Origin of the sequence: Pedobacter sp. WC2423 (assembly GCF_040822065.1) — a bacterium.
Classification (GTDB): Bacteria; Bacteroidota; Bacteroidia; order Sphingobacteriales; family Sphingobacteriaceae; genus Pedobacter.
In genome coordinates this window covers 3,856,882-3,875,660 of sequence record NZ_CP162005.1, presented here as the reverse complement: position 1 = coordinate 3,875,660, position 18,779 = coordinate 3,856,882, and the positions used below count along the sequence as shown (strand labels likewise).

The 18,779-nt window shown below is 38.1% G+C and carries 16 protein-coding genes; 12 read left to right on the top strand and 4 right to left on the bottom strand.

Annotation, left to right across the window (positions count from 1 at the left end):
• Nucleotides 1–29: 29 nt before the first annotated feature.
• A complete protein-coding gene (locus AB3G38_RS16005) occupies nucleotides 30–2,924 on the bottom strand; it encodes an SNF2-related protein (RefSeq protein WP_367864863.1) in 2,895 nt (964 codons plus the stop codon).
• A gap of 319 nt (nucleotides 2,925–3,243) precedes the next feature.
• Between AB3G38_RS16005 and AB3G38_RS16000 the strand changes: the two genes are divergently transcribed.
• The 8 genes from AB3G38_RS16000 to AB3G38_RS15965 all read left to right on the top strand — a co-directional run bounded on the left by AB3G38_RS16000 (nucleotide 3,244) and on the right by AB3G38_RS15965 (nucleotide 10,371).
• Nucleotides 3,244–3,876, top strand: a complete 633-nt coding sequence (locus tag AB3G38_RS16000; protein ID WP_367864862.1) for a DUF2807 domain-containing protein — start codon at nucleotides 3,244–3,246, stop codon at nucleotides 3,874–3,876.
• A 510-nt stretch (nucleotides 3,877–4,386) separates the two neighbouring features.
• Nucleotides 4,387–5,790: a tetratricopeptide repeat protein gene (locus AB3G38_RS15995; protein ID WP_367864861.1), complete on the top strand. Its 1,404-nt coding sequence runs from the start codon at nucleotides 4,387–4,389 to the stop codon at nucleotides 5,788–5,790.
• Nucleotides 5,791–5,932: 142 nt separating this feature from the next.
• Nucleotides 5,933–6,700: a phosphosulfolactate synthase gene (locus AB3G38_RS15990; protein WP_111636130.1), complete on the top strand. Its 768-nt coding sequence runs from the start codon at nucleotides 5,933–5,935 to the stop codon at nucleotides 6,698–6,700.
• A gap of 30 nt (nucleotides 6,701–6,730) precedes the next feature.
• Complete coding sequence (locus tag AB3G38_RS15985; protein ID WP_367864860.1) at nucleotides 6,731–7,474, top strand: shikimate dehydrogenase; 744 nt, start codon at nucleotides 6,731–6,733, stop codon at nucleotides 7,472–7,474.
• A 6-nt stretch (nucleotides 7,475–7,480) separates the two neighbouring features.
• Complete coding sequence (locus tag AB3G38_RS15980; protein WP_367864859.1) at nucleotides 7,481–8,074, top strand: gliding motility lipoprotein GldD; 594 nt, start codon at nucleotides 7,481–7,483, stop codon at nucleotides 8,072–8,074.
• A 12-nt stretch (nucleotides 8,075–8,086) separates the two neighbouring features.
• A complete protein-coding gene (locus AB3G38_RS15975; protein WP_367864858.1) occupies nucleotides 8,087–8,725 on the top strand; it encodes an MBL fold metallo-hydrolase in 639 nt (212 codons plus the stop codon).
• Between the two features lie 31 nt (nucleotides 8,726–8,756).
• A complete protein-coding gene (locus AB3G38_RS15970) occupies nucleotides 8,757–9,989 on the top strand; it encodes an ABC transporter permease (RefSeq protein ID WP_367864857.1) in 1,233 nt (410 codons plus the stop codon).
• A 1-nt stretch (nucleotide 9,990) separates the two neighbouring features.
• The gene (locus AB3G38_RS15965) at nucleotides 9,991–10,371 is read left to right on the top strand and encodes a hypothetical protein (RefSeq protein ID WP_367864856.1); all 381 of its coding nucleotides are present in this window, start codon (nucleotides 9,991–9,993) and stop codon (nucleotides 10,369–10,371) included.
• An 11-nt stretch (nucleotides 10,372–10,382) separates the two neighbouring features.
• On the opposite strand, the gene AB3G38_RS15960 is transcribed toward AB3G38_RS15965, so the two are convergent.
• Together AB3G38_RS15960 and mqnB are read right to left on the bottom strand one after the other, a co-directional pair.
• Nucleotides 10,383–11,234, bottom strand: coding sequence for a menaquinone biosynthesis family protein (locus AB3G38_RS15960; protein ID WP_367864855.1), 852 nt, complete (start codon nucleotides 11,232–11,234; stop codon nucleotides 10,383–10,385).
• A 34-nt stretch (nucleotides 11,235–11,268) separates the two neighbouring features.
• Entirely contained in the window at nucleotides 11,269–11,919 is a 651-nt protein-coding gene (gene mqnB, locus AB3G38_RS15955) for a futalosine hydrolase (protein WP_367864854.1), read from the bottom strand.
• A 100-nt stretch (nucleotides 11,920–12,019) separates the two neighbouring features.
• Here mqnB and AB3G38_RS15950 point away from each other — a divergent pair, with 100 nt between their 5' ends.
• The 4 genes from AB3G38_RS15950 to AB3G38_RS15935 are packed head-to-tail and all read left to right on the top strand — an operon-like array spanning nucleotide 12,020 to nucleotide 17,736.
• Entirely contained in the window at nucleotides 12,020–12,430 is a 411-nt protein-coding gene (locus AB3G38_RS15950; protein ID WP_068405027.1) for a 6-carboxytetrahydropterin synthase, read from the top strand.
• Between the two features lie 13 nt (nucleotides 12,431–12,443).
• Nucleotides 12,444–13,079, top strand: a complete 636-nt coding sequence (folE, locus tag AB3G38_RS15945; protein ID WP_367864853.1) for a GTP cyclohydrolase I FolE — start codon at nucleotides 12,444–12,446, stop codon at nucleotides 13,077–13,079.
• An 18-nt stretch (nucleotides 13,080–13,097) separates the two neighbouring features.
• Nucleotides 13,098–13,982 (top strand): ACP S-malonyltransferase, encoded by an 885-nt coding sequence (fabD, locus tag AB3G38_RS15940; protein WP_367864852.1) that lies wholly within the window; start codon nucleotides 13,098–13,100, stop codon nucleotides 13,980–13,982.
• 25 nt (nucleotides 13,983–14,007) lie between these two features.
• Nucleotides 14,008–17,736 carry an ATP-binding protein gene (locus AB3G38_RS15935; protein WP_367864851.1) on the top strand — a complete coding sequence of 1,243 codons (3,729 nt, stop codon included), beginning with the start codon at nucleotides 14,008–14,010 and terminating at the stop codon, nucleotides 17,734–17,736.
• A gap of 1 nt (nucleotide 17,737) precedes the next feature.
• Here the strand turns inward: AB3G38_RS15935 and AB3G38_RS15930 are convergent, their stop codons facing one another.
• Nucleotides 17,738–18,646, bottom strand: coding sequence for a hypothetical protein (locus tag AB3G38_RS15930; RefSeq protein WP_367864850.1), 909 nt, complete (start codon nucleotides 18,644–18,646; stop codon nucleotides 17,738–17,740).
• Nucleotides 18,647–18,779: the final 133 nt, after the last annotated feature.

The window sequence follows — 18,779 nt, the reverse complement described above, 5'->3', positions numbered from 1 at the left end:
TTACACACCGGCACTCTGATTTGTAAAGCCTATTTTAAGATCTCTCTGATATCTTCTTTACTCAAAGATTTGAAGAAACTTTCCTCTGTAGTAATCAATGAGCTTGCCAGGCGCTTTTTGCGGTTTTGCAGCGCCAGTATTTTTTCCTCAACAGTATCCTTCGCAATAAATTTATAGATAAATACTTTCTTTTCCTGCCCGATGCGGTGTGATCTGTCAATGGCCTGCTGTTCAACGGCAGGGTTCCACCACGGATCTAAAATAAAGACATAATCTGCCTGAGTCAGGTTTAAACCTACTCCGCCAGCCTTAATCGAAATCAAAAATACTTTAAGATCTTTGTTCTCCTGAAATTCGGCAACAATCTCCCCCCGGTTTTTTGTAGAACCATCCAGATAGGCAAATGGAATTAGCTCTTTTTCAAAATGATTTTTGAAAATACTCAGATGCTTTACGAACTGTGAGAAGATTAAGACCTTATGGCCACCCTTAAGTACGTTGTCCAGTGTATGGATTACGTTCTCAAATTTGCCCGAATCAGACAAATATTCTTCATCAATCATAATGGGGTGATTAGCTAGTTGACGTAAAGCGGTTAAACCTTGCAGGAGCTGCACCTGTTTTTTAGCATAAGTACCATCATCCATGCTACTCAGTAAGTCATTCCGGTAAGCAGACTTTGTTTTTTCGTAATAAGAAGCCTGATCTTCGCTCATATCACAATAAATAATCTGTTCAGTTTTTGCCGGCAGCTCTTCTGCTACTTGTTCTTTGGTACGTCTGAGTACAAAAGGTTTGATGATCGCCTGTAGTTTCTTTGCCTTATCTTCATCCTTTCTCTTTTCGATAGCTTGTACATACTCCTCATTGAAAAAGCCTTGTGTACCTAATAATCCAGGATTCAGGAAAGTAAGCTGTGTCCAAAGATCCCCCACCGAATTTTCTACAGGAGTACCACTCAGAATCAGCCGGTGCCTTGACTTTAACTGTCTGACAGATTTGAATGATTTTGAAGACGGGTTTTTGATATTCTGACTTTCATCGAGAATAATGTAATTGAAATAAAAATCCTGTATTTCATTGACATCAACTCTGGTGATTCCGTAGGTGGTAATTACGATATCGTATTTTATAAAATGACTGACATCTTTGTTGCGTGTACTGCCGGTATGGGCAAGAATCTTCAATTTTGGAGTAAACTTTTTTGCTTCAGCCAGCCAGTTATAGATTAACGAAGTAGGCATAATGATTAAAGAAGTGCTATGTGTATGGTTCAGCTCGTCTTCCTCCTTTAATTTTTGCAGCATTGCCAGTGTCTGGATGGTTTTACCCAGACCCATGTCATCTGCTAAACAGCCGCCAAAGTTATATTCTCTTAAAAAGCTGAACCAGTTATAACCTGCCTTCTGATAACTTCTCAGTTCACCTTTAAAATGAACAGGCATCTGTACATCATCAATATTTTCAAAGTCATTCAGTTTCTGAAGCTTGCGCTGCAAGGTTACATTCGCAATTCCATCACCCGCCAGATCATTGATCAGACCAATATGATGTTTTTTAAGTTTAAGCATTTTTCCTCCGTCAGAGAGACTGAATAAACTTCCATATTGAGAGAACCATTTTTCTGGTATGATCGCTATAGTGCCATCGGGAAGTGGGAACTCTCTTTTTTTATGCAGGATATGCTGTTTAAGCGAAATAAATGGAACAGGGTGTATTCCGAAATATACAATGGCATTAATGTCAAACCAGTCGTTGTCTTCTTTGATTTCAAAGTCGATTTTACTCGATGCGAACAAGAACTTCTTCTGACCTGTTGATTGTTCAATAGTATAACCTTTAGCTGCTAACTGTTCGATATGTTCGTTAACCCAGTTCAGAATGCCGTAAGCTTTATCTTCGGTATCAGCTGCTGCGAGTTCCAGGTTATAAAAGATTGCACTTGTTTTTTTAAGCCCCAGTTTTGTTAACTCGGTATATTTATGTTTTTCCCATACCGTATCTCTTTTAACACGGGTAAATATATAGTTGTTCTCCTGTTTTTCAAGATGAACGGTTACCTTCTTCTCATTTCCCAGTGCAAAAACATGCGCACCATATTTGAAATAAAGCTGTAGTTGAGAAACACCGCCCTCTATATAAATTACTTTCAGGATTGCCGTAGGTTCATGTTTTTCGGTCTGGATATCAAACCCTTCTGCATAAACGTGATATTTCTCTATTAAAGGAGCTACGAATTTCTCGAAATAAGTTTCTTCTTTAGCTGTAGGGATAGTGATGTAACGTTTATTCAGAAATGGGAATAGCTTTTTACCTTCGATATCCTGTTCAAAGAAATAAAGTACATCATTGAGCAAGAGCCATGCAGGCTGATTGCTAACAATCTGCGCTTCTTTGAACATAAAATCTATCCGCTGTGACTGGTATTTGATGGTTGGAAAGTAGCGTGTTTCTTGCTCATTTCTTCTGAAGTGAAACAAAATTGTAGCAGGCTCAGTAGCCAGTTCTATTTTGCGCTCTGCCGGCCATCCGTCTTTATCCATGAGGTACAACTCATCTTTAATTTTGAGGATTTCCAGTACTTCAGCTAATTTTTTCTCGATTTTAGGCCTCGCATTGTCATAGAATTTATCATCGTAGAACTTGCTGAAAAATTCGAAAGGTCTGATTACTTTCTTATGATACTTCTTAATCACATGATCCTGCTCTGTTTCATCCAGCATCTTAATGATTTTAAGATCAGAATCTGTTAGATGTTTGGCAAATTCCTGAGCAGTATGGCTAAATAGACGCTGATAGGTTAAAGAAAAATCTCCCTGTGGATTAAGCTGAACAATATGGGGTTCAATTAAATAGCCTAAATACTCATGCTTGCACAGTGAATATACGATTTTGCAGGGTTTAGAACTATCTACGCGTAACATGAGGCAAATGATTAAAAAAAGAGGAGTCTTTAAGCTAGTAAAGCTTTAAACATACATCAAATTTGAATTGTGGTCAAATAGAAAATTGATTTTTCAGGGGATTATTCAAAAAAACTAAACATAAGCGGCTTTTGCAGAATTATTTTTGAGTAAAGGGTTTGATAAGCGGGACGGGTTTGTCGGAAAATTAAGGGCGTTCGTCGGGTTTGACAGGGTTGTGGTATAAAAGGCAAAAAACTTTGCAACGTATGGTAACTGTTTGCGTCTTAATTACAAACTGTTTAGAAACAAACCATTAGAAAACCTTAAATATAAAGATATGAAAACTTCATTCAAAACATTAGTAGCATCGGCATTGACTGCCATCGTTTTATCAACAACAGTAGTTACTGCTTTCGCTTCAGAAAAAGTAACAGCAAAAGAAAAAGTATCTGAGAATCAGGATATCAAAAGAGTAATTGTCAATGGAAACACGAAAGTGTTTATTGTACAAAGTAATCGTGATTGGGTAGCTGTCGGTGATGATAATCTGGATAAAGTCTCAATCAAACAAATTGGAAATACGCTGAGTATTAATTCATCAGAAGCAACGCCGGTAGTTGTAACTGTTTACGTAAAAGATCTTTACAGGATCACTGCCGCAGATCATGCCAGTATAAATACCATTGGAACAGTTAATTTACCTAACTTGCAGGTAGTGATGAGAGACCATGCTAAAGCGCGTATTAAAGCTAAAACAGAAAGCTTATATACTGATCTGAAGGGTGAGGCAAATCTGGAACTATTAGGTGTAACAGCTAGTCATACCATAAAAAATACTGGTATTGGAAACTTGAAAGTGGAAAAACTGGTTGCTGCTAAAACTGAAAACTTACCAGCAGGAACAAGACTGGCAATGATTGACACTATTTATAACGTTAAAAGAACAAACACGGAATCTTCAAAAAGATAATCCTGACTTTACCTGGTCTGATCAGCATAAGATGTTTTTACTGTAAACAAGATTACAGCCGAGAAATGTCTTATGCTTTTTTCGTTTACAGGGTTTTGTCTTTAATTAATACCGTTTCATAGTCCTGCTGATCGGCAACCTGTACTGTAGCGATTTTATACAAATCAACAAAAAAATTCCTGTTAATTTCCTGACTTGAATTTTACGCAGATTAAAATTAAGTTGCGTTACTTTGTATCAATTCAGGAAAACCCCCAGATAGTCTGCATAAGTTTTTTACTCCTGTCATGTACATGCTTAAGCAAGTTTCATTACAGCCAGAACTGTAAATCTTATGGATAATGCTGACCCAGGCCAGGAGGCTTATTTACTGCTAAATTTAATATTATCAACGAATTACGATGTCAGTTGTTTGGATGTTGATAATTATTTCGGTTGCATGCTATATAATACTGTAAACTTATACTGTATTTTAGGAAAAAAGGGAGCTGTTCTTTAATTATTCATACAATGGAAGAGGAATTTTACTTTGATTTTAGTGATGATGCGCAGCGTTCGGTAGAGCGTTACGAAGAGATGATAAGGAACCAGGATCAGTATTTTTTTGATGCCCAGGCTTTTGAGAACATCATTGACTACTATATAGAAAAGAGTGACCCCGTAAAGGCACTTCAGGTGATAGAGTATGCCCTAAATCAGCATCCATACGCCGCAATTTTTTTAATTAAGCAAGCGCAGCTTTATTTCGTTACTGATCAGATAGACAGCGCATTTTTCTCTTTGCAAAAAGCAGAAATGCTCGAAGCGTCCGAATCAGAGATCTATGTACTTCGCGGAAATATATACAATAGCCTGGAGCGTTATGCTGAAGCATTGGATAATTTTCAGATCGCGTTGACCTTCGCGGAAACTACTGATGAGATCCTGCTTCAAATCGCTTATGTTTATCAGAATATGCTGGATTACGAAAGCGCAATCAAGTATATCAAGCAGAGTCTGGAACAAAATATGGAAAACAAGGACGGTTTATATGAACTGGCTTTCTGTTATGATATTTTAGACAAACAAGAAGAAAGCATCCAGTTTTATATGGAATATATCGATAACGATCCCTATTCTTATGCAGCATGGTATAACCTGGCAAACTCTTATCATAAGCTTGATCTGTTTGAAAAAGCGATCGATGCCTATGATTATGCAATCTTGATTAAAGATAATTTTGCTTCAGCTTACTATAATAAAGGAAATGCGCTGGTACAGCTAGATCGTTATGCGGAGGCTATAGAAGTTTATAAACAAACCTGGGAGTATGAGCAGCCAAATGCAGATACCTATTGTGCAATAGGGGAATGTTATGAAAAGCTGGAACGTATGGATGAAGCACGCGCTTATTATAAGAAGTCTGTGAAGATGGATAGTAAGCTGGCGGATGCCTGGTTTGGAATAGGGGTAACGCTGAATTTTGAGGAGCGTTATTTTGAATCTCTGCATTTTTATAAGAAAGCAATAGAGCTGGATGATGAAAATCCTGACTTCTGGTTTGCAATGGCCGATGCCTATTACAAACTGGGACAAATAGAACAATCTGTAGAAGCTTATTATAAAGTACTGGAATATAACCCGCTTGACATAGAAGCATGGCTGGATTTTTCGACAGTTCTTTATGAGCAGGGAAGGTTATTGGAAGCCTCAGAGACTATTTCTGACGGGATCAAGAATAACCCGGATGCAGCAGAACTTTACTACAGACAAGTGGCTTACTTATTTGCTCTTGGACAGCATAAAGAGGCCCTGGTTTACCTGGAAACAGCCTTGGTGACTGATCCGGATAAGCATTACATCCTGTTTGAATACCTGCCGCAGTTACAGGATAACAATGCAATTATTGAGGTAATTAACAGATATATTAAATAGCCACATTATTGTTACCCGATTATACAAGATGCAATTAATGACCTTAAAAAGCTTATACCAGATAATGGTATAAGCTTTTTTGAGTGAAAAACAAATTTATAGTGATGAAATAAGCCTATTTTTTTTCACCTTTACAGCAGATATGAATTACCCATTAAATAATATTCCCGAACGTCCAGTAAAACCACGTCAGAGTGGCATAACTATGGTGATGGACAAGGGCCTCAGTTTAAGACAGACAGAAGATTTTATTGATGTCGCAGGTGTCCATTCCGACATCGTAAAATTAGGTTGGGCTACATCCTTTGTTACCCCGAAATTGAAAGAAAAATTAGATATATATCGCAGTGCAGGTATCCCGACTTATTTTGGAGGTACTTTGTTTGAAGCGTTTATTATCCGTAATCAATTTGAAGATTATATTCGTGTACTGGAGCAATTTGGTATGGAATACGCAGAAGTTTCTGATGGTTCTATCGAAATTGAACATGATCTTAAATGTGAATACATCCATAAATTAGCTAAACACGTTACTGTAATTTCAGAGGTAGGTTCTAAGGATGCTACGAAAATATTTGCACCTTATAAATGGATCAAGCTGATGAATGCGGAAATTGAAGCAGGTTCATGGAAAGTGATTGCTGAAGCCAGAGAAGGTGGAAATGTAGGCATTTACAGAGGGTCAGGTGAAGTGCGTGAAGGATTAGTAGATGAAATACTGACGCAAATTCCGGCTGAAACCATAATCTGGGAAGCTCCGCAAAAAGAACAGCAGGTTTGGTTTATCAAACTGATTGGTACTAATGTGAACTTAGGTAATATTGCTCCGGCAGAGGTTATTCCCTTGGAAACTATTCGTTTGGGATTAAGAGGAGATACATTTGATTACTTCCTTAATTTAGCAAAATAACCGGTTATCCGGTTTACTGCTGTTGCATATATGAGAACATTCGGACTAATTGGCTATCCGCTCGCACATTCATTTTCAAAGAAGTTCTTTACAGAGAAATTTGCGGAGGAAGAAATTGCTGATCATCAATATGAACTTTTTCCTATAGAAAATATAGCTGCTGTAGTCTCTTTGATTGCAGCAGATGATTCTCTTGCAGGCCTGAATGTTACTATTCCTCATAAAGTAGGGGTAATGACTTACCTGAATGAGCTGGACCCTGCGGCGCGAACCATAGGTGCAGTGAATTGTATTGCTATCCAGCATAAAGACGGGCAAATCTGGCTTAAAGGGTATAATACAGATGCATATGGCTTTCAGGAGTCCCTTAAACCTTATTTAAAAGGACACCATACCCATGCGCTGATCCTTGGCGATGGAGGAGCAGCCAAAGCAGTAAAATACGTATTGGATCAATTGCAGATTACTTATCTTTCTGTAGTGCGTACAGCAACTCCAAATGCGATTTTATATAGTGATTTAACCGAAAACCTGCTGCAAAAGCACCAGGTTATTATCAATACTACTCCACTGGGTACTTTCCCGAATGTTGAGGCGGCTCCGGCTATTCCTTATCAGTGGCTTACGGACCAGCATCTGGCCTACGATCTGGTTTATAACCCCGAAGAGACTGAGTTTCTGAAACGTGCCAAAGCAAAGGGAGCGGCGGTTAAAAATGGATTTGAAATGTTGCAGCTTCAGGCAGAACGGTCCTGGTTTATCTGGAACCCTTAGGCTGAAATGAATATGAAATCATCTTTACTGTACAGCGTCTTTGTTATTTTGTGCCTGAGTGCGGCCTGTACCAGTAATGAAACTTATACGCCTAAGCCAAGAGGCTATTTTCAGATTAAATTCCCTAAAAAAGAATACCTGACTTACAATGACGGTTGTCCGTTCACGTTCGACTATCCAAAATATACAAAAATAGAAGCTGATCAGGAACGCGGAGCAGGCAAGTGCTGGAGCAATGTTCACTTTACGCAGTTTAATGCACGTCTTCACCTTACTTATTATGGTGTTTCCTCTCAAAAGGAATACGAAGGCTTGGTAGAGGATGCACGTACTTTAGCCTTTAAACATACCGTTAAGGCCAATGCTATAGACCAGAAACTGATCAACTTTCCAGACCGGAAAGTTTATGGGATATACTATGCAATTGAAGGGAACACAGCTTCTTCTGTACAATTTTTTCTGACAGACAGTGCTAAACATTATTTCAGGGGAGCTTTGTATTTTAATGAGCGTCCGCAATATGACTCGGTTGCACCTGTTGTGACTTTTATAAAGAAAGATATCGACCGGATGATTGATACCTTCAGATGGAAAAACTAATTTTAAACTCGCATGATTACTCTTAAGCAATTTACATTTAACCCATACCAGGAAAATACCTATGTTTTATATGATGAAACGGGGGAATGCGTAATTATTGATCCGGGAATGTATGATGGTAGTGAGCAAAATATCCTGGCCAGCTGGATTAAAGAAACGAAGCTGAAACCAGTTTTGCTATTGAATACGCATTGCCATCTGGATCATGTTTTTGGCAATAAGTTTGTTTTCGATACCTGGGGTTTAAAGCCACAATTTCATAAAGGAGAATTATATATTCTACAGGCAGTTCCGGGATATGCGCCACAAATGGGCTTAAATTATGAGCTTTCACCAGAGCCAGAAGTGTTTTTGGAAGAAACTGGAAAAGTGACTTTTGGGAACAGTGAGTTAGAATTGATCTTTGCTCCGGGTCATTCTCCGGCACATTTATGTTTTTACGCAAAAGAGGACGGGTTTATTGTAGGTGGTGATGTTTTATTCTATACTTCAATTGGCCGGACAGATTTGCCTGGTGGTAATCATCAGCAACTGATAGATAATATCAGAGAGAAGTTGTTTATCCTGCCAGACAAGGTAGAAGTATTTCCGGGACATGGTCACCTGACTACAATCGGTTATGAAAAACGAAACAATCCTTTTTTAAAATAAGTACGTGTATATTTGACCAAACCACCATCATTTGAACACAGCCCTTTATATTGCCCGCAGGTATCTCTTTGCTAAAAAGTCTACCAATGCTATAAATATCATTTCTACCATATCTGTGCTGGGAGTTTTTGTAGGCAGTGCGGCATTGATTATTGTTTTATCAGTATTCAATGGATTTGAAGATGTTGTGCTAAAGATGTTCAATACGATTACCCCGCAACTGGTCATTGCACCGGCAGAAGGAAAGACGTTTGATCCGCATAGTGTTTTTTTTACGGAGCTGAAATCTGCAAAGGAAGTTTATTCTTTTACCGAAGTCCTTTCTGAAAATGCTTTGCTGCGGTACCGTGATAAGCAATCTGTAGGAATGGTCAAAGGGGTAAGTACATCTTATCTTAAAAATAAAAGCCTGGATAGCATTACCGTACAAGGAAAATTTGTCCTCAATACCGAAGCTGGCCCTAATGCGGTGATCGGCTCTGCGCTGCAAAACTATTTAATGGTCAATACCAATGATCCCTTTACACAGCTGCAAGTCTTTTCTCCCAAAAAGGGATTGAAAACAAGTTCTGTGAATCCGGCTGATGACTTTATGGATCTGTATATTCCTGTATCAGGCATTTTTGAAGTGCAGCAGGATTTTGATAACATTGCGATTGTACCTTTAAGCTTCGCCAGGAAATTATTAAATGAGGAAATAAAAGTCTCTTCGATAGAGCTTAATTTACAAAAAGGAGTGGATCCTGATGTTTTTAAGGATAAGATTGCACAAAAGCTGGGCAAGAACTATCTTGTTAAAGACAGAGTGGAACAAAACAAAGCATTGTATAATATTTTAAGTACCGAAAAATGGGCGGTATATATCATTTTAACATTTATTCTGATCATTGCCATTTTTAATATCATAGGCTCACTGACCATGCTGGTTATTGATAAGCTGAAAGATATTGCTATACTGAGTAGCCTGGGAGCCGGAAAAGGCCTGATTAGAAAGATTTTCCTTTTCGAAGGAATGATGATCACTTTAGCAGGCTGTATCTTCGGCCTTTTTGTCGGTCTGGTCTTCTGTTTATTGCAGCAGAAATTTGGGTTAGTTAAAATGTCGCAGGAAAACCTGCTGATGAGTAACGCTTATCCGGTTGGCCTTAAATGGAAAGATTTTTTATTAGTATTCATTACAGTGAGTATTTTCTCGTTTATGGCATCAGCTTTGTCATCTAATTTGAGTGTGAAGAATATTAATCACTTAAATCAAGATCTCTGACATGAATTCCTTAAAACATACATTTTTATTATTATTCATCTTTTCTATTGCTTTTACAGCGTGTAACCATACCGGCACAGAGACTCAAAAAAGTGAAATCAGAATAATTAAGGGATTGTATAGCTATGGCCCGGAAATCAAGTCTTTTGCAGATTGTGAAGGGGGAACGGAATACTGGGTTGCCGACAGCTCTAAAACATTGGAGCTGGCTTATAGTAAATTCAATTTTGAGAAACCATACGAGCCTGTCTATATTGAGGCAGAATGTCATGCTATTAAATCGGACAACCAGGTGGTTTCAGCAGATTTTGACTCGATTTTAGTCGTGACTAAACTGATTAAAATTACACGTGAAATTCCTGACGGTCCCTGTAATCAATAACAGGTTGTTGCTTAGCTGGTGACGTAAAGATTTTGATTAATCTCAGGGATAATTCCTCTTTCCTGAGCCATTTTGAATAGGATATCTATCGCTTTTCTGCCTTCAATACCTAAATCAACGGAGTATTTATTGACATATAAATCGATATGTTTATACATCACTGCTTCTTCCATTTCCTGCGCATGTGCAGCAATAAAGTCAATTCCTGATTTTGGATTCCGGAAAGCGAATTCTACAGATTTGCGGATCAGGCGATTCACCTTCAGTTGTACTTCATGATCAAGCTTACGGTTAATTACAATGCCTCCAAGGGGGATTGCACAGCCTGTCAGTTCTTCCCAGTAGCTACCCAGATCAACTATTTTATGTAACCCTTTGTCTGTATACGTAAAACGGTTCTCATGAATAATCAGGCCAAGGTCAATACTATGATTTAATAAGGCATCCTGGATTTCTGAGAAAACCATTACCTGTTTATTGAGCAAGTTGGGAAAAGCAATACCCAAAAGGAAATTTGCAGTGGTGAGTTCGCCAGGAATAGCAACACTCAAAGTGGAATCTTTTTGAGTTAAACGTGCACTGCCAATTAAATCTTCATTCTTGCAAATGAGTAAGGGGCCAACTCCGAAGCCTAATGCACTTCCGGCATCCAGCAGCGCGTATTTTTCTACCACATGGGCAAAGGCATGAAAACTCAGCTTGGTGATGTCCAGTTCTGAACGTAATGCCTTTTGATTTAAGGTTTCCACATCATCAAAGAATACTTCGAACTCCAGGCCCTCTGTATCAATTTTATGATGGATCAATGCGTCAAAAATAAAAGTATCGTTTGGACAAGGAGAAAAGCCGAGTGAAAGTTTCATGTGGTAAATGTAAGGAGTTCCTGTAGCTGCTTAGTTAACTGTTTGTCAAAAATTCAATGGCCCAGTCGTTCAGGTTTTTAATAGCAAGGCCTATTTTCCAGCTGTCCCGGTTTCTTTCTTCCACGTAATTAGAGATACTACGAACTTGAATACAAGGGATATTCAGTTGTGCACAGCAATAAAATACAGCGGCACCTTCCATACTTTCAGTAACCGGGCTGAGGCGGCTGGTCAAGACCTGGATACTTGTCTTATTGCCATGTACTTTGTTAACGGTAATCCCACTCACCTCTGGTAAATTAAGTTGCAGATCGTTTAAATGAACAAACGAAGGGATATCTTTCGGCGTATAGCTGCTTTTTCCAAAACCCAGGTCTTCAATCGTCAGAAATTCATCTTTATTTTCTGCACCTAATTCTGAAAAATCATCACGCACAATATTAACCAGGCTACCTAGAGGGATTGTACGGTCAAAACAGCCTGCAATCCCTAAATTAAGCACTAATTTATAGCGTGTAGCTGCGGATAAATGTTGTCCTAGTGCAAATGCAGTAGCTGTCATGCCCACACCAGTAATTAAAAGGTCAAAATGAGGGGTCTGTATAAAATTTCCTTCGGCCAGTTCAAAAGCCGTACAACATCCGGCTAATTCGGCTCTTGTCGCTGCAACTACCAGTATCTTCATTTAACGAAGTTACAAAACACCGCGGTAAAACAGCTGGGCAAGCACATACCTTGCTTGTTTTTAGATAGTCTTCGTATATTTGCGGTCAATTACTGAAATAATGATTTATATAACCCGCAAAGAATCTTTCAACGCCGCACATAAATTAGCAAGACCAGACTGGTCTGATGATCATAACCTGGAAGTTTTTGGCAAATGCGCCAATCCTAACTGGCACGGTCATAACTATCAGCTATTTGTTACTGTAAAGGGAGAAATAAACCCTGAAACGGGTTTTTTAGTCGACCTGAAATGGATGAAAGAAATTATCAATGAGCATATCATTGACAAACTTGACCACAGAAATCTCAATCTGGATGTAGATTTCATGAAAGACAAATTAGCTTCAACAGAAAACCTGGTGATTGCCGTTTGGGATCAATTACTGCCTCATATTCAACAAGGTGGTGCAATACTGCATTGCGTTAAAATTTACGAAACTGAAAACAACTTTGTAGAGTACTTCGGTTAAGCACAGGATATACATGGAAAATAATGCATTAGATGCCTTCGGTGAGGAAAACGAAGGGTATGTTAAAATAGATCGTTACAATACAGCAAAAACAGTTTCTATTTCCAGTCACTATACGGATATATTGACTCAGCTGGGAGAAGATCCTCAGCGTGAGGGTTTATTAAAAACGCCTGAACGTGTGGCTAAATCATTGCAATATCTGACTCATGGTTATGATATTAAGCCAGATGAAATTTTGCGTTCAGCAATGTTTAAAGAAGATTACAGCCAGATGGTTGTAGTGAAAGACATCGAAGTTTATTCTATGTGTGAACATCACATGCTGCCTTTCTTTGGAAAAGCACATGTAGCCTATATTCCAAATGGCCATATTGTTGGTTTAAGCAAGATTCCACGTGTGGTAGATGCTTTTGCAAGAAGATTGCAGGTACAGGAAAGACTGACGAACGAAATCAGAGATTGTATTCAGGAAACTTTAAATCCGGCAGGAGTAGCAGTAGTAATTGAATGTCAGCATTTGTGTATGGCAATGAGAGGGATACAAAAACAAAATTCAGTGACAACTACCTCAGCTTTTACAGGAGAATTTGCCAAAGATAAAACGAGGGCAGAGTTTTTGAGGTTAATAACAGCACGGTTACATTAGAAAACAATAATAATATAAATGAAAGCATATTTATTTCCAGGGCAGGGCGCGCAATTTTCAGGTATGGGTAAAGAACTGTACGAAACTGAAATGGCCAGAGAATTATTTGAAAAAGCAAATCAGATTATTGGCTTCCGCATCAGCGACATTATGTTCTCGGGTACTGAAGAAGAGTTGAAACAAACCAGCGTTACTCAACCTGCCATATTCCTGCACTCGGTGATCCTTGCCAAATCTTTAGGAGATGATTTTAAACCTGATATGGTTGCCGGACACTCCTTAGGAGAGTTCTCAGCCTTGGTTGCTGCTTCAGCAATCTCTTTTGAAGATGGATTAAAACTAGTGATTGCACGTGCAAATGCAATGCAGAAAGCCTGCGAATTACAGCCTTCAACTATGGCTGCAATCTTAGGATTAGCAGATGATGTAGTGGAAAAAATCTGTGCAGAAACTGACGAAGTGGTGGTTGCCGCAAATTATAACTGCCCGGGCCAGCTGGTTATTTCCGGCAGTATTGAAGGTATAGATCTGGCCTGTGCAAAATTAACAGAAGCAGGAGCAAAGAGAGCTTTGAAATTAAATGTGGGTGGTGCATTTCACTCTCCGCTGATGGAACCAGCAAGGATCGAACTGAAGGAAGCCATAGAAAACACTACAATTTTGCCTCCGGTATGTCCGATTTACCAGAATGTTGATCCAAGACCACAAACAGATCCTGAAAAGATTAAATTTAATTTAATCACGCAATTGACAGGTGCAGTGAGATGGACACAAACAGTAGAGCGTATGCTGGCAGACGGAGCAAATGAATTTATAGAAGTAGGACCTGGTAAAGTTTTACAAGGGCTGGTAAAAAAAGTAAGCAGAGAAGCACAGACCAGTTCAGCTGCTATCCCTGTTTAATCGGTATTTAAAAAAAAGATCCGGCGTGAATATAGGGGGTAAAATAAGATTTCTTTTATTGATTCTGGGGATATGCTGTATAGTTACAGCCTTATCGTTAAAACACTCTATAACAGAAAAAGACCTCCTGCAACATGAGGCAGGTAAACTTCAGGAAAACCTTGCTTTAAACGAACAGACTGTATATGATTTCTTAGCAGATGCGCAACAGCTTGAAAGGGCCAAGCAATTTCACCTGAATGAAACATTTGCTTTGAATTATATTAATTCCTTTGGCGCCAGAGGAATTAATATCCTGACCTATGACCATTCCGTCCTTAAATTCTGGAGTTCTTACAAAGCGATACCACCAAACCCGGATAAGTTAAAAGAAGGATCTTCCTTTCTGCAATTGGCCAATGGATGGTATGAAGCGATAAAAAAGACAGAAGGAAGTTATACTTTGATCTTTCTGATCGATATCAAAGATCAGTTCAGTATTCAGAACCGGTATCTTAAAAACGGGATTGTTAAAGATTTATCGTCTTCTAACTCTCTGGCGCTGGCCTCGTTTATGGATGAACAGGTGAACGGCATCATGAACCTCGATGGAAAATTGCTGTTTGAGGTTAAACTCAAACCCAATTATACAGAGAGCGTTTATTCCACCATACAAATCTGGCTCTGGATAGTCGGTTTATTCAGCTTTGCCCTTTTTGTAAATTCATTTTGTGCGCGGCTGGCTAAAAGAGGTTATCTGGTCCCGGCAACACTGTTGATCATTGCTTTTTTCTTAGGGGTAAGAGTTACTGATCTGGAATATGGCTGGTATAACCATCAGTTCAGTCTGGAAATTTTCAGCCCTGCTATTTATGCAGAAAGCTTCTTCCTGCCTTCTCTTGGAGACTTCCTGCTTAATGTACTCTCCATTACCTGGGTTGTACTTTTTATGTTTACTTATAAAGACCAGTACCGGCTTCCGAAATGGATGACCAATAGCAAAATAGCGGGTTTGTTTTTCCACCTATTGCTGCTGCTCCTATTTTCCGGTATAGCCTTTTTGATGAATGAAGTCTTTTTTGGTCTTATTTATAATTCCAAAATCAATTTTGATATTACTAATATTATCAACCTGAGCTGGTTAAGCTGGGTATGTATTATTATTCTTTGCCTGGTCTGGTTTAATGTTTATCTGCTGGCCAATATCTGTATAGACCTGACCAGACAATTAAATGTTAGCAATAAAGAACGGTTAATTGTATTCCTGAGCCTGTTTGCTTTGTATTTCATTTATATGTTGTGCATAGAATTTACAGCTTTTTTTATTGCATACGCTTTATTCCTGTTTATCATTTGCTATAATGGCTATATTCAGAAGAATAAATTTTCTATAGGTGTTTTTGCTGCTGTTTTTTTCTGTCTTGCTTTTATTTCTTCTATTAAGTATTTGAAATTCAATGATATTAAAGAGCGAAGCAACCGGTATGTAATTGCACAAAAGTTGCAATCTTCTGATGATCCTAAAGTTATCAATTCTATTGAAAGCCTTGGGAATGGAATCTCCAATGATCTGTTCATTACAGATTATTTTAAAAGTCCGGGATCAAACAGGCATCTTGCGTTGCAGAATTATATTATCAAGACCTTTTTAGATGGATATTTATCTCCGTTTGAACATAATTTCTATGAGTTTAATGCAACCGATTCGACACTTGCTGTAAGAGAAGACCGGTCATTGCAACACTATCAAAACCTGGTTAAATCTGGTTCTGTAAAGATTTCGAACTTCTTTTACCGTCTGAATGATACTTTCGGCTATCAGAATTACTTCGGTATTATTCCGATTTTTGATGATAACCACATCCTGGGTACACTGGTCATCGAATTAAAGTCACAGCAGTATAACTATAACAGCCAGTTTCCTGAGATTCTGATTGATGGCAAGTTGAAAAATGATGAAGATTACAGCAATTACTCTTTTGCCTTTTATAACAATAATAAGCTGATCAAACAGGCAGGAAAGTATACTTATAAAATAGCAAATACAGAGTTTAAAGGTGTTTACGGGGAGCCGGTAATTATAAATGAACCTAAATTAGGGTATAGCCATTTAATTTATTCTGCCAGTAACTCCAAAATCATCGTCATTAGTAAAGAGAAGGTGAATTATATTGTCAGGCTCGCTGCATTATCTTTCTTTTTTTTAATGTTTATTATCTTTTCTGCGGCATTATATATGCTCATCTGGTTATTGAAGAACATTGATAAGAGCTGGGGAGGATGGTTTAATATCAACCGCTCTTTAATGATCAATGCGAATAAGATCTTGTACAAGACCCGTATACAGCTTTCTATTGTACTTTCTGTTGTAGCAACCTTACTGATCGTTGGCTGGTCTACTTTCTTTTATATCCGCGATGAGTACAGAAAACAACAAGAAGATTTTATCAGAGAAAAGATCCGCAAAGTACAGCTCTCTTATGAGAAGCAAATATTCAGTACTGGGATACCAGAAGCCACTGATATGGCTGTAATTAATTTCAACCAGTTTGCTGATATCAATTCTGCCTATTTAAACTTATTTGATACTGATGGGAACCTTTTGTTCACTTCATTGCCTAAGATGTATGATTATGGCATTATAGGTACTAAAATGGAGCCTAAAGCCTATATCTATCTGAAGCAGGTTCAACGGTCAGAATATTCCAATCCTCAGGAAACAATCGGTGAATTCAAATATTCTTCTGCTTACGCACCGATCCGTAATGCACAAAATCAAACTGTCGCTTATATCGGTTTGCCTTATTATGGAAATGAAGCTGATTATCAGTCGAAAATAGGATTGTTCATTAATACACTGATTAATATTTATGCGCTCGTTTTTGTGGCTATTGGTATTTTGGCAGTATTCCTGGCCAATCAGATCACAAGTCCGTTAACTTTTATTCAGGAGAGTATTAAAAAGACTAAACTCGGACAGAAAAATCAGCCTATTATCTGGTCTCGTCATGATGAGATTGGTTCACTGATCAAAGAATATAATAAAATGATAGCTGCGCTGGAAGAAAGTGCGGTTAAGCTGGCCAAATCTGAAAGGGAGAGTGCATGGCGTGAGATGGCCAAGCAGGTTGCTCATGAGATTAAAAACCCGCTTACCCCTTTAAAGCTTGGAGTACAATTGCTGGAGAAATCATGGAAAGAGAAGGATCCTAATTTCGAACAGAAATTTGAACGTTTCTACAGATCTTTTGTAGAGCAGATTGATAGTCTGGCCACTATTGCCTCAGAGTTTTCGAATTTTGCCAAAATGCCGGATACCAAACTGGAGAATTTGAAACTGATCCCAATTATTGAACAAACAAGAGATGTTTTTGTAAACACCAAAAATGTAGAAATCTATATTTCTAATCTGACCAATAAGGAGGTGCTGATACAGGGTGATAAAGATCAGATGCTGCGTTCATTCAATAATCTGATGAAGAATGCGATAGAAGCTGCAAATATGAAAGATAAGTGCATGATCTTTATCAAGATTAGCAATGATCAGCATTATGTTTGGGTAGAGGTAGAGGATAATGGAAAAGGAATTGATCTGGAGCTGCAGCCAAAAATATTTGTCCCTAATTTTACAACCAAGTCTTCTGGAACAGGCTTAGGTTTAGCTTTTGTGAAACAGGCTGTAGAGAATGCAGGCGGAACAATAGACTTTAAATCAGTGGCTGATACGGGAACGACCTTCTATTTGAGTTTTCCGCTTGTTCAGGCACAGGCTTAAATTAATTTAACGTAATAGATGCTTTCCCCATGTTAAAGCCATTTGCGTAAAGCAGAATTGCATAAGTGCCTTTCACGAAAGGTCTTGGGTTTACCCATTCAATTGTATAAGCTGTTGCGTCATTGTTATAAGAAATAGTAATCATATCACTATACTGCATTTCCTGGCCTTCTGCCTCAAACATGTTCTGCTCATCAGCAATCAGATTGCCTGAAGGATCAAAAACACGGATATAAATTTTGTGATAGTCTTTTGTAGCCAGTTCGTTAGGAATGATATTAAAATAAGTGACTAGTTTCTTAGCTGTTGAAGCTTTGGTTACTTCTACATTTTTACCACTGTTTTTAACTTTAAAAGCAGCAAGAGCTACATTAAAAGCCTTTAAAGCTGCACCACTTTTTACTTTGGCATTTAATTCTGTGTTTTTCTTTTCCAGTGCATTTGCTTTGGCAGATACTGTAGTTACTGATCTGACCAGGCTGTCTCTTTCGGCCTTAAGGAAAGAGTTTTCCTTCTCCAGCCTGGAGAAATCATCTTTGTAATCTGTTAAAAATGCTCTTAATTTTTTAAGTTCTTCCTGAGCAGTAGTAAGCTCTGCCTGTGTAACCTGTCCTTTTTGTAAAGATTGTTTAAGTGCTGAGATTTTAATTCTGGCCAGTTTCTGCTCATTCTGAAGTTTTTCAGTAAGGGCAACATTCATGGTATTCACCTTATCGAATTCGACCTCTATCTTTTCTACTTCCAGTTTTAGTCTGTCTTTCTCGGTATTGGTAGTGACGAAACGCTCTTTTTCATATTTATCCTTGAAATATAAAAAGGCATTTGTGCCTAATAAGGCCACTATTACTACAATTAGAAAATATATCTTATTACGGTCTCCTTTATTTACGGGATCTTTACGGTCTAACATTTGAAATCAAAAATTGAGGTTTCTTTGTCGAATTGTTTATGATTCTTATTGATAAAAAAAACGAACATAGGATAAATAATATAATTTCTGGTAAAAAAAAGACTCAATTTGTATGAGAGCTAAAAAAAAATCG